The following is a 12,375-nucleotide window of genomic DNA, read 5'->3' as shown; positions in this document are numbered from 1 at the left end:
AAAGAAACCCTAACCTAAAAGGCTGAGTTTCTTGCTACTTCTCTATCTTGATACTCGGTTGTATATCTATAAGTACCTCTTGCTACATCTCGTCCTTCCAAAGTAACAGGAACTTCAACAACCAAGTCACCACCAAGCATTGGAATTGCTCCGCCACCAGATGATCCAGCCGAGTAATTAAACACTTGATTTGATACACCATTTGTCATGGCTTGTCTGCTATTTGACATACTTCCATACACACCACTCATAACAGTTTTTAATCCTGATAACTGGCTCATAGAACTATCCATCATACGACTCATATCACCCATTAATTGACTCATAGATCCGGTAGTACCAATCATAGTTTTAGCAATACCTTCACCAATAGCCCCAAGTGTCTTTTTATTTAAAGGTAGAACCGCTTCTGGTCCAGCTTCACCAGCACCTTGCAAGTTACCACCATTCATTCCAAAGATAGTTGGTTTAGTGAAGATACCGCCTTTAGCGCGCCATTGTACATCGAAACCGGTTGGATACTTAACTTCTTTACCCATGATAGTTTTTGTATCAGTTGTTAAACTAAAGTGTGGAAGCTTAGGCATTTCAGGTTTAGGAATTTTTAATTTCAAGTCACTAAAGAATCCCTTAATCTTCCCAATAAATTCTTCTACTTTGCCAACCGCATCTTTTATTGGATCAATAATAAATCGTTTAGCTGCTTCGAATTTTTCCTGTGCTGCATTCTTCACGGAATCAAATTTTTCTTTAGCTGAATTATATAAATCGGTGAATTTTTGCTTGGCTTGATTATACGTTTCAGTTACTGGATCAATCACATATTTTTTCACCAAATTCCAAGCTGTAAGTGTATAAGATTTTATTTTTTCCCAATTACTTAATATCCAATTTGCTAAATCTCCAAGTTTTTGCTTGGTTGTATTCCACAATTCTTGTACTGGTTGGATAACATATTGTTTGACCAAATTCCAAGCCGCAAGAGTATATGATTTAGCAAGTTCCCATTTTGAACTTAACCAAGATATCAAATCACCAAATTTTTCTTTTACAAAGTTCCAAGTATCTAGGACGGGTTGAATGATATATTGTTTAAATAATCCCCATGCAATTTGTGCCGCAGCCTTTGCTATCTCCCATTGTTTACTAAGCCAGTTAACTAATTCACCAATTTTTGTACTTACCCAATTGTAAGCTTCTTGAATTGGTTGAATAATATATTGAGATATTGCCGCCCAAGCAATTTGTGCACCTGCTTGTATTAATAACCATCCAGCTTGTAGGACCGTTGAAATTAATGAAATAATTGGATCTAAGAATGTAAGTATAGAATTCCAAATTTCTTGCCATTTTTGGAACAATTGCATAAAGAATTGAGATGCTGTTTCGACTAAGGAAGACCACCAAGTAGATGCGTTCTCAACCAAAGAAGAGAGCCACCCTACAGCTGTATCAACTAAAGAAGATAGCCAAGAAGAAGCCGTCTCTACTAAAGATGACCAATAAGTCGATGCTGTCTCGACCATTGATGACAGCCATGTAGTCGTTGATTCTACTAAGGAAGACCACCAACCAGATACCGTTTCAACAAGTGAAGAAAGCCAAGTTGATGCTGTTTCGACTATTCCATTCCACAATCCTGATAGATATTCTCCAATGAAATTGAAGGTATCTATCGTCCACTGTTTTATAGAATCCCAATTTTGATAAATGGCTACACCTAAAGCAACAACTGCAGCTACAACTATAGCAATTAATGCTACCCATCCCATCATTGCAGCCCCTATACCCGATATGACGACAACTATTGGTGCTAAAGCCATAAATGCTCCTGAAATTACACCAATAGCTACTGCAATTGTTGCTAATGTGGCTGCTAATTTAGGATTATTAGAAATCCAATCAGCAATTTTAGCAACAACATCGGCTATCACACTAAGAACGGGCTGGAGCGCAACTTGTAAATCTTGCATTGCCTTTTGGAATTTAATTGCTGGATTTGCATCCATTTTCTTAATGGAATCATTCAATTTATCTTGTTGCTTCCCGAAATCAACTGTTTTTTCTTTTGCACCTAGCAAAGTATTAATGATGTTTTGCCCTTGATCTTCGTACATCGTCCCGAAAAATTTAACGCCTAATTCATTACGTTTTGTTTCATCATCAACTTCTGATAAAGCTTGTGCAATTTCAGTCATAGCTGCTGAACCTTCTTTACCACCGTTAGCTACAGCTTTACCCCATTTTTCAACTTGTTCCGCTGAAATATTAGTACCTGCAATTGCTTCTTTCATAGCTTTATCGACGCCTTTACCAAATTCGGCTGCTTTAATACGCCCTTCTTTCAGACCCGTAATGTTCAGTGAAGTTCGCAACACTTCACCCGTCCTCTAAGGACTGCTTACTGTCACCAGTAAGACCAGACTATATCATCATCTTTATATAAGATGCTCCCCGTTTCGGATGTCATTTGCTTACACCCTACGTCTTTCAACTAGTCGTTACACACTTCCTATTTATAGGATTGGCTCGGTATTGTCTCTTATGTGAGAGTTTCACCGAATTAGAGGAGTTTGCTATGAATGTCACCACTCATAGGGACAATTGTTTATCCAATAGGTTATCAATATTCCAGGTACCAGTTTCAACCCCAGCTTCCATAATCGCTTGTACTTCTTCAGCGTTATATCCTGCTCGTGTCAGCTGTCCACCATATTCAGCGATAATATCTAATTGTTCAGGTGGAAACCCTATTTTAAGTAAAGCGTCTGTCATACCAAGGGCGCCTTCTTGCGAAATGCCTAGTTCATTTCCGATTTCATTTGTTTCTTGAATTAGTTCCGTAAAATCTATACCTTCATAAGATTGAGCTATCGCTGCTGCTCCTTTTACAACTGCTGCATTTGCTTCATCACTAACGTTTTTATTTAAGGCCCATTGCCTACGTACGCCCTCTAAAGATGCTTCTGCATCAACACCATAAGCGGTAACACCCCTTACAGCTTCCTCCACAGATTTCTTTGAAGATTCAGGGACATCAAAAGAAATATCAATTTTTGTTTTCAACTTTGACATATCTAATGCTTTTTCAATTGCGGTTGAAATACCGCCACCAGCTGCCATTCCACCGATAACATTCTCTAATCCTACTTTTAGACCTTCAAACTTTTTCTCTGTTCTGCCAGCTTCTTGCTGTAAGTCTCTTAATTCATTTCGTACTTGTTGTATCGAATTACCATCATCCACAGATCGAAGCGCACGTTGTAATTTCTCAATATCCGCTTCTGTTCCTAATGCTTCACGACCAATAAGTCCAATCGCTTGTTCCAACTGCTTGCTAGTAGCCGTTCCGCTTTTAATTGCATTCACAAGACGATTCCCTAATGCTCCTGCAAAATCATCAACGCTTTTTCCTGTAGCGCTAAACAACGTTTCTAATTGTCTTGTTGAACTTGCTACACTTTCTTGCTCAGCTTTCATGTTTCCAAGCTTATTTTTCAACCCATCAAGTGATCCTTGTGTAAATTCAATTTCACGCCTAAACGAACGGTATTGTTCTTCAGAAATCTTTCCATTTTGAAATTGTTCCTGCACCTGTTGCTCCGCTGCTTTTAATTTGTCTAGCTTCTGTGTGGTGTTTTCTATTTGTTGTGTAAGTAATTTTTGCTTTTGAGAAAGTGCCTCAATATTCCCAGGGTCAAATTTTAACAGTCGCTCAACATCTTTAAGCTCCTTAGTTAAATCATTGCTACGTTTATTAACATCCTTTAAGGCGTTTTGTAATCCAACGGTATTTCCCGAAATCTCAACCGTAATCCCTTTAATTCTTCCTGCCATATTTTCACCCCTCTTTCTTAGAAAGCATTAAAGTCTTTTTGAGTCGCTTTTCTTACTTTGTCTTTCTTCGGATTTTCCATTTCAGCAAATTCAGCAATATAATCAAAGCAATCACCAACAGTCATAACTTCTAAATCTCCATGTGTCAGCTTCGCTTTATAACAAAGAGCAAGGAACGTATCGGTTGTTAATTCGTCATCACCGATTGCTCCTTGCTCTTCATCATCTTCTGTTATTTTTTTTTTGCTCCCATTGTACTTTGAATCATGTCATTAATTTCTGGCATGATATCGTAAATAGGAAACTCGTCAAATCCATCTAGCCATGTAATTGGATCAGGAAGATTTGGATCTGCTGTTTTTGCATATAACCAAACTAAGTCGTAAATAACTTCGAAATCGACGTTCTTAAAATCTGCGGTTGATAGGTCGATAGTACCTTGTGACTCATCTTGCGAGGTAAATGTACCGATAGCTCCTAATGCCATCATATCTGCGAATAAATCACGTCTGAATTGTGCCTTATAGCGTTTAACTGTTGCCGCTGTACCTTTTAATCGAACTTGTTTTCCGTCAATTGTAATTGTCTTTTCCATTTATAATTACGCTCCTTTTGGTGCTGCTGGTGTTTTTACATATACTTTTTTGTACCAATTATCATAAATCGCTGGTGTTGTCTTAGATGTAGTTTTTGTTTTAACCATACGCTTTCCATTGATATCGATAGGACTAGATACAAATTTAAGTTCATTTGTATTAGGCTCTGCTGAATTAGTTTTTGTTTTAGATGCAATAGTTGGTCGGCTTGCTGAGTTGTTAAACATAACGTGTCGAGTTGCATTCACATCACCATCAAACTCAAATAATAAAGCGAACGTTTTTCCTTTTGCATCAGCTAACTCATTTAATACACCGTCTGTTTCATCTAATTGCTCACCTAACGCATCGATAGCAAATTGTTCTGGAATAGTCGCAATGGATAGCGTTCCATCATAACCTTGGTTATTACTTGTTGCATAGTAAAGCATGTCGTCCGCATAGAACTCAATTAAATCCCCACGTGGATCAAATGTTAATTCAACCGCTCCTGGAATTGGAATTGGGGTTTTAAATGTTACTACTCCATTCAAAGTTTCATAGAGAGCATAATAAACATTCTTCAAACCAAAGCTTACTTTGTTTTCATTCATTTACATCAACCTCGTTTCATATATTTTTTGAAATAATTTTTCAGATTCAATAAAAGTCCCATAAGAGTCATAAGTTATTTCATGATCGTCTAGGACTTTTTCAATCTTGGCTTCTGCAACCAAGTCTTTTTTTGCGGTATAAAGCTCAATATTTAAATCATTTACCTTGTAATAGACTTTGTTATCAGCCATCAGGTTTGCTGAACCGTCCACAAGAAAACAGATATATGGTGGGGCTGGAACTGGATTACCTGGCGTTGCTGTGAAATGCGAATAAGCCACAGGATAACCTGTAGCTTCAAGAATTTTTGTTAATTCTCCTAATGTCATTGTTGAATCGCCCTTTCAACAAGTTCAGTAAAGTCATTTATAGCTTTTTCTTCAGCTGGACGTATGTGAACTTGAGCTTGGACTCGACCACCACCAGCCTTTGCGTGACCATTTTCTAATAAATGTGTAACTTGTGGTTTTAATGCATTGTGGACGACAATTGCATCCCCATCTTTCTTTTTACGCCACCCCTTAGCATATTTACCTGTATCTTTAGGGCTTTTTTGCTTTAATTCTTCCACAAGATCATCCGCTACTTTTTCCTTTGCGGCTTCCATATCTTCCTCTACTAAATTTGCATATCTTTGTAATTCTCTAGCAATCTCACTCGCAAAATCATTCATATTAAGTATGCTCCTTTGCGAAAATGGTCAATGTTTGATACATTTCATCATCATTCATTGGCGGTTCGATAATATCAAAGATACGATTTTTCATATTAATTCGCATTTCTTCTGTTATACCAGAAGTGTATGGAATAACGAATCGATAAACCCGTGTAGCCTGTGAAGCTGAAGCTTCAATGTACTCGGAACCTTTTACCGTTTTTATCATTGCCCAAGCCTTTTTTAATTCTTGCCAAGATGTTTCGATTACTTGGTTTAATTCATCTTTTATTACTACAGGTTGTTCGATAATAATTCGATTCCTAAAATCACCTGTATTCAATGGTTTTTTATATTGAAAAGGACGCATTTTATTCACCGTCCAGTTTGATTTCTTCTAAAGCTTTTTGAATACCAAAGCTATTAATTTCCGTTAAAAAGTTCTTAGTAAAATACTCTAGCGCATCATTATAAACATAACGAGAACGTTCAAAAACTAATTCTTTGAACGTCTCATCTTTGTTTATGTCATATTCTCCACAGTCTTTTATTAAAGCTTGGTTTGATGCAAATAGGATGCGTCTTAGGTTATCATCTTCATCGTCACCCAAGCGCATCCTATCCTTGAATTGCTGTAATATTTCATTTGAAATCACTGTTTCCATTCACATCACCCTTGAGCTGGTGGAGTTGGTGTTTCTTCAAGTTTTAATGTGTAAACTTGTGATGTATATTTATCCTTCGGCTTGCCTGTAGCATATTGCTTAGCGATATAAAGCGTTGCATCCTCTAAAGCTAATGTTTCTTCATACTTTTTAATTGGTTCAGTTCCGCCCATCGCTGCAATATACTCTCCTTTAACAAAAAACAGCACCTTACCTTGAGGTACAAATACTGATTCTGAAGGAGTTGGATTGAAAGGTAAACTTGTCACATACACCCCAGCTGCATTTTGAATTGTTGCATTTGCTTGGATATCAAAAGTATCAAACGGATTTGTTACCATAACTACTTTCCCAGCAATATTTTTTGGTCTGTCTGCATCAGTTTTACCATCAGGATTTAGCTTTTTAGCCAGTAATTTAACAACACCTTTTAATTCATTGATTGTTTTGCGACCTGGTTCAAACGTTAAAGTCCCTGCTGTTTTTTTATCTGGATATACTCCTCCAACTACACTTCCACTTGGATCTTTTAACAATCCGATAGGCTCATCTTTACCTGTACCAATTACGAATCCACGTTCTAAACCTACAGACATAGCTTCTGAAATCATTGTACGAACATAGCGTTCCACCCACACTGGACCAAGTTTAATCATGTCATTTGCCAATGGGATAAATGCCGTTAATTTAAGTTGAGAGATAGACTCTTTTCGGAATGTAGCATTTAGTTGTCCTTTAATATCACCGAATAACGGTCCCCATACAGCTGCACCTTCTGGATCTCCATAGATAAATTCTGTCACAGCACCTAAGTTTTCTAATCCGATATGTTCTAGTAATGGATGACCTTGAACTAAATCATCAAAAATTCGTTCTTGTGTTGTCTTAGGTAATGTTTCAGTATCTTTAAATCCACCATCTTGAACTACTGCATTGAAGAATTTCATTTCCTCACTCGTTAATACGTTAGAACCACGAGACTGCATAATTGAACGGTCTACAATAGATTCATTGACTTGATTCAAGATATCCGAACGGACATCTGTAGCAAGTGCTTCAATCATAGAATTTAATGCCGCTGTTTGTTCTTCTGGTGTTCCTTCCTGTGTTGCTTTCGCAAAAGCTAGTTTTTTCTCTTCAAAATTATTAAATTTAATCACCATATTTTATTTTCCTCCTAAATTTAAAAAGAGCGTACTCAAATTCTGTTTATTAACAGGCTCTTGAATAGGCTCTTTTGGATTTTGATTATTTGGTTGTTTCGTATACTTAGCTACTAAATCTTCTTTGAAATTTTCTACAACTTCCTCTTCTTCATCTTCTTGCGTATCATCAATTTCAATTTCATCAGCAATTTCATCAGCTAAACCAAGAGCAACTGCTTCCTCTGCCGTTAGCCAAGTTTCATCCTTTAAAAGCTGTTTTAATTCTTCATCTGTTCCAACAAAACGTTTCTTATAAGATGCCGCTAAAGCTGAATCGATTTTTCGTAAATCTCTCGCTGTTTTTTCAAAAAAATCTGCATTTCCATATTCGATGGTACTCGCTTGATGAATCATCATCATAGTATTACTAGGCATAACAATCTTATCACCAGCCATTGCAATAACAGATGCTGCACTGGCTGCCCAACCATCAATATGAACTATAATTTCGGCATCATGCTGCTTTAACAGATTGCAAATTGCTACACCATCAAATGCTGAACCTCCACCCGAATTAATATGAACGTGAATTTTTTCTGCTTTTACATCTTGAATTTTTCTTCTTACTGCTTCAGCGTTATTTTCACTAAACCATCCACCGATTGATCCATAAACGGTTAATTTGTACTCATTCTCACCTTTAGCTTCAAAGCGAATATCTCGTTTTAAATTTAAAAGCTTATTCATGTTCAAATGTTCCATCATTTATCACCTCCTTCAGATTCATTTAGTTTCGTATAGTTCTTCGTAATATGATGGATATTTAAGTTTGGATCATCAGAACCTTCATAATCTACTTCTGAACGAATCTCATTTCCTGTAAATGCACTTGAAGAAATGAGTTTATCAATACTTGTTGCAAGGTCAAATATACTCTGATAAGAAACAGCTTTAACTTCAATCTTTTGTCCTGAAAGATATTCATTCATTTCAAAGAATTTAACATTCGCTTCATCAGATAGCTTTTTTAATAATGGCCTTACTGTAAAAAGCATGTAATTTTTCGTTTGCTTCTCTACATCAGCCATTTCGCCATATAACAAAGCTGTTGGAATACCAATAGCCATTGCTACTTGATTTAAAAAACCATTGGTTACTTTATTGATTTCTTCCACACTAGGACCATTCGCAACCCCATTATATATTTCGTTATAATTAATACCCTTTTGTTGTGGAACAATAGCGATATCTTTCGTACCAATTGCTTTATACATATTGTCAATAAACTCTTGCAACTTGGCTATCTGTTCTTCTGTTTTAGCACCGATAATATCCATATCAACTGTTCCACGAACTTGATTCTTACGTTTTTGAGAGTTTAATAGCCTACCGAATAAGTCCCCGTAATCTGCAAATAATCCATCAATAAGTGGAGATAATTTATCATTCCGATACTTTAAATGAATAACTTCGCTTTGCTTAAAACTTCTCTTAAACGTATAATCCTTTACTATTACATCGGTAAAAGTATCTTCAAACACAGCATATTCGTTATGTTGAAATCCATCAGCAATAAGTAAATCACCATCATCTGCTTGTATAACTAAACACTCATTATCATAAATAAGTTTGCGAATAAATCTTTCCCAGAAGGTGCTGGCCGTCATGTTTTTGTTCGGTCTAACGTTTAATCGATAATAAAGCTCATTCTTCTCAAATGCTTTACCGTTTCTTACTCTGAATTCAGATTGACTAATCGTTCTTCCTAAAAATGATACGCATGTATCAATTGCTAATCGTTTCATATGAACCCTGTTTGCTGTATCAGCAATCAAATCCAGATCGACCATAAATTCTAGCTCTTTATTTCTTTTGAATACTGAACCTAACCATCCAATGGTTATCACCCCCTTTATTAGAATTTAATATCACTGAGTATAAAGTCGGTCGCCTCTTGTATCTCGTCCGCTCGATAAAGAGCATGGACAAAACATTGGAATCCATCTGTTTTTCTACGTACTGGCTCTTTTTTCTCATATATTTTATTTCCATCACCTTTGATAACAACCAATACGTTTTGCGTGTACCAACGCATTAAAGGGTTATCATCAAAAATAATTTGTTTATTTGCAAATGCCATTTCAATACGTGGAGCTAGTAAACTATGAATTGCTTTTGGATTTCGTATAACTTCTATTTCAAACCCTTCCGCAACTAATAAAGGCCTTATTGCTTCCATACGGAAATTATCCGCTATAATCTTTTTAATTCCGTATTGCTCGCGCATTTCTACAAACCAATCAACAATGTGTTGAGGGTTAATAGTCGGTTCATCCACAACCGTTAGTAGTCCTTGTTCTTCCCATTCTTTTATTGGAGCAAATTTCTGTTTTTTAAACTCACCTGCTTTTTTAGAATATCCATAATAGATATCAACAAATTCCTTTCGGACAAAGGAATGCGTTTTAAAAATGTACTCACCATTTTGTCTAAATAAAAGGCCACATGCTGCAAAATCTCTAATACTCGCAAAGTCTAATGCTCCTATACATTCTTGAGCATACAAATTAGGGAATGGACGATTTGTAGCAAGAATTTCTGACCACTTTGCAACAGAACGTTCTAAATTTGTAACTGGTAAATTCATACGCTTCGTCATGAACTCTTCTCGGTTACTCGGATCATCTTCTAAATCTTCGTATTCTTCCTTGATTGTTTCAAGCAATCCTTCAGCATACTCACTTAAAGGTTGCGATAACATAGGGTTTGCCATTTCCCAATTATCCGAATCATCAACTTCTTTTTCATCATTCAATTTACAAATGAATGGAAAGATAGCGTTTGGACGGGCTTCACCGTTTAAAACCTTCATCGCTTTTTCTTTTTGCTTATCTAAAAAACCATCACGTACATATCCATCTGTTCCAATATAAAATTCTCGTGGGTTTTTCTTTTTCCCCAAACCGCTGATATGGACTCGAACATCTTTATTGCTTTCATATTGATGTATTTCATCAAATACAACCGCACCATCACGCAAGCCGTCTTTTGTATCTCCGTTTGATGTCCTAAACTTCAATATACTTCCTGTTGCTTTAGAAACGGTTTGAGTTAATGTTGTTTTAAATGCTCGTTGCAATATTTCATTTCGTTTAACGCATTTATGAACTTCATCAGGACTTGTTTTCGCCTGTTCTTCACTGTTTGCAACAACGGAAATGTTATACTCCGAAATACCATGCATTTCACTAATTAAAAAGTGAATGATGACTGATATTAATCCGTTTTTACCACCACCACGTCCAAGCATCCATAGGAATTTACGATAAAATACGCGACCATTTTTCTTGTAAAATAAAAAGACGAATGCTATTAAGAATTTCTGAAAAGATTGTAATGGAAAGTACCACTTCTCACCAAAGCGGATACACTTCTCAATCATTTCATCATCAAAATATAAATCGTCTCTGTTCAAAACATGTTTTTCTAGATATTCAATTAACAGTTCTCTTTCTTTGTTGAACTTTATTTTTCCGCTTCTATAAAGTTCAATGTACTCCTCAACATACTTTTGACTAATCATATTAAATCACTTGGACTATATCCCGAATTAGAAGCACCAACTTTAGGAACAAACTTTATATCTCTTCCTAATGCAATTAAAGAACTGTTAATTTTATTCCTCTCACTTATAAGAGGGTGGGCTTTAACAAAAACTTGAGAACCGTTTTTTATTGTTACGGACTCCCCTTCTTTATTGATAGTTTTATTTATTTTTCTAAATGCTTTAACAAGATCAATGTATCGTTCTACCTTTTCAACTTCGACTAAATCTGCAATATCAATACTGTTCATAAGCTGTTCTTTTAACCTTACAATACTAACAGCCATCTACCCACCCCCCTTACGTGCGTAATTTTGAAAAAAACCTGACAGTTAACCCCCTCCTCCGGTGCCCCTGAGACTATTTTTTGATGAAATTTTTTTAAGGGGGGGTGTTGTTTCTGAATCATTTTTACCACTTTTCATCATATCGCCATTTATTCGGTTTCTTTTTGAATATTCTTCCGTGTTCTTTATTGTGGCAATCCACACAGACTATTTCGAGATTATCTATTTCTAATGCAAGTTCTGGATGATGTTCAAGTTCTTTTATATGATGGACAACGAGTTGAATCTTCTTACGCTTTGCACTCTCACTGTATTCATTCGTGTCTGTTTGTACACGGCCATTGCGCTTGCACTCTTGGCACTCATAGTTGTCGCGCTTCTTTACTTTCTCACGAATGCCCTTCCACTCACCACAGTCATAGAACTTACGCTTCTGTTGTTTGGTTTTATATTCTTTCATTGCTCTTCACCGATTTACTTTCTTCTAAGGATAAATCGATTAGTTTATTGATTAAACTTATATCAGCTTCTCTCTTTGCGTTTGGTGTTGTGTTCCCAGCTAATGCATCACCCTTTTTAATAAATGACTGGAATTTTTCTATAGCAACATACTCTTTAAGCTCTTCTTCAGTAACAGCAGAAAGGATTGTACCAATCATAATTGCTCTCTCCAGCTTTGTTAGTTCCATTTATCCTCGCTCCTCACCTCAAAATAAAAACACCCGAACGGGTGTTTTTTTCGTTAGATGTTAATTTGTACTTCATTTACGGTGAACGAAGTTTTATTCTTCTTCCAATCACTTAATGCTACTACATTTATCTCCCCCATCATCATCAGTCATGGCAATCTATTTTTGGTTTTAAAGAACCTTGTGAGTACGTTTTCCGCCCTTACTTACAATACAAATATAACATGTTGAAAACCAAATAGTGCCCGTAAATCATTCACAAATTCTCCGCAAATGATTTGTAAATAATATATACTATAAAAT

The 12,375-nt window shown here is 36.2% G+C and carries 16 protein-coding genes; all 16 read right to left on the bottom strand.

Annotated elements, in window-relative coordinates; all coding sequences use genetic code 11:
* Positions 1 to 14 precede the first annotated feature (14 nt).
* The 16 genes from AB3X48_RS00730 to AB3X48_RS00655 all read right to left on the bottom strand — a co-directional run bounded on the left by AB3X48_RS00730 (position 15) and on the right by AB3X48_RS00655 (position 12,072).
* On the bottom strand, positions 15 to 2,117 hold the full coding sequence (locus tag AB3X48_RS00730; RefSeq protein WP_337360601.1) for a phage tail tape measure protein: 2,103 nt from the start codon (positions 2,115 to 2,117) through the stop codon (positions 15 to 17).
* Between the two features lie 475 nt (positions 2,118 to 2,592).
* On the bottom strand, positions 2,593 to 3,837 hold the full coding sequence (locus AB3X48_RS00725; protein ID WP_088099452.1) for a hypothetical protein: 1,245 nt from the start codon (positions 3,835 to 3,837) through the stop codon (positions 2,593 to 2,595).
* Between the two features lie 17 nt (positions 3,838 to 3,854).
* A complete protein-coding gene (locus tag AB3X48_RS00720) occupies positions 3,855 to 4,043 on the bottom strand; it encodes a hypothetical protein (RefSeq protein WP_229193772.1) in 189 nt (62 codons plus the stop codon).
* 26 nt (positions 4,044 to 4,069) lie between these two features.
* Entirely contained in the window at positions 4,070 to 4,432 is a 363-nt protein-coding gene (locus tag AB3X48_RS00715; protein WP_002128744.1) for a hypothetical protein, read from the bottom strand.
* 6 nt (positions 4,433 to 4,438) lie between these two features.
* Positions 4,439 to 5,026: a major tail protein gene (locus tag AB3X48_RS00710; protein WP_367958550.1), complete on the bottom strand. Its 588-nt coding sequence runs from the start codon at positions 5,024 to 5,026 to the stop codon at positions 4,439 to 4,441.
* Positions 5,027 to 5,356 (bottom strand): hypothetical protein, encoded by a 330-nt coding sequence (locus AB3X48_RS00705; protein ID WP_088099454.1) that lies wholly within the window; start codon positions 5,354 to 5,356, stop codon positions 5,027 to 5,029. It lies immediately after the preceding gene.
* Positions 5,353 to 5,700, bottom strand: coding sequence for an HK97 gp10 family phage protein (locus AB3X48_RS00700; RefSeq protein ID WP_423747638.1), 348 nt, complete (start codon positions 5,698 to 5,700; stop codon positions 5,353 to 5,355). Before AB3X48_RS00700 ends, AB3X48_RS00705 begins: the two co-directional genes overlap by 4 nt.
* Before the next feature lies 1 nt (position 5,701).
* Positions 5,702 to 6,052 carry a phage head closure protein gene (locus tag AB3X48_RS00695; protein WP_088099456.1) on the bottom strand — a complete coding sequence of 117 codons (351 nt, stop codon included), beginning with the start codon at positions 6,050 to 6,052 and terminating at the stop codon, positions 5,702 to 5,704.
* A gap of 1 nt (position 6,053) precedes the next feature.
* The gene (locus tag AB3X48_RS00690; protein WP_088099457.1) at positions 6,054 to 6,347 is read right to left on the bottom strand and encodes a hypothetical protein; all 294 of its coding nucleotides are present in this window, start codon (positions 6,345 to 6,347) and stop codon (positions 6,054 to 6,056) included.
* Between the two features lie 5 nt (positions 6,348 to 6,352).
* A complete protein-coding gene (locus AB3X48_RS00685; RefSeq protein WP_088099458.1) occupies positions 6,353 to 7,510 on the bottom strand; it encodes a phage major capsid protein in 1,158 nt (385 codons plus the stop codon).
* Between the two features lie 3 nt (positions 7,511 to 7,513).
* Positions 7,514 to 8,254, bottom strand: coding sequence for a head maturation protease, ClpP-related (locus AB3X48_RS00680; protein ID WP_088099467.1), 741 nt, complete (start codon positions 8,252 to 8,254; stop codon positions 7,514 to 7,516).
* Positions 8,254 to 9,399, bottom strand: a complete 1,146-nt coding sequence (locus tag AB3X48_RS00675; protein ID WP_088099459.1) for a phage portal protein — start codon at positions 9,397 to 9,399, stop codon at positions 8,254 to 8,256. The genes AB3X48_RS00680 and AB3X48_RS00675 overlap by 1 nt, the downstream gene beginning before the upstream one ends.
* An 8-nt stretch (positions 9,400 to 9,407) precedes the next feature.
* A complete protein-coding gene (locus AB3X48_RS00670) occupies positions 9,408 to 11,075 on the bottom strand; it encodes a terminase TerL endonuclease subunit (RefSeq protein ID WP_016105977.1) in 1,668 nt (555 codons plus the stop codon).
* Complete coding sequence (locus tag AB3X48_RS00665) at positions 11,072 to 11,383, bottom strand: P27 family phage terminase small subunit (RefSeq protein WP_016105978.1); 312 nt, start codon at positions 11,381 to 11,383, stop codon at positions 11,072 to 11,074. Before AB3X48_RS00665 ends, AB3X48_RS00670 begins: the two co-directional genes overlap by 4 nt.
* A 124-nt stretch (positions 11,384 to 11,507) precedes the next feature.
* On the bottom strand, positions 11,508 to 11,843 hold the full coding sequence (locus AB3X48_RS00660; protein ID WP_367958545.1) for an HNH endonuclease: 336 nt from the start codon (positions 11,841 to 11,843) through the stop codon (positions 11,508 to 11,510).
* On the bottom strand, positions 11,830 to 12,072 hold the full coding sequence (locus tag AB3X48_RS00655; protein WP_367958543.1) for a hypothetical protein: 243 nt from the start codon (positions 12,070 to 12,072) through the stop codon (positions 11,830 to 11,832). The genes AB3X48_RS00660 and AB3X48_RS00655 overlap by 14 nt, the downstream gene beginning before the upstream one ends.
* Positions 12,073 to 12,375: the final 303 nt, after the last annotated feature.

Origin of the sequence: Bacillus sp. S4, assembly GCF_040838205.1 — a bacterium.
Lineage (GTDB): Bacteria > Bacillota > Bacilli > Bacillales > Bacillaceae_G > Bacillus_A > Bacillus_A cereus_U.
The sequence above is the reverse complement of the archived record's forward strand: the minus strand, read 5'-3'. Positions and strand labels throughout refer to the sequence as shown.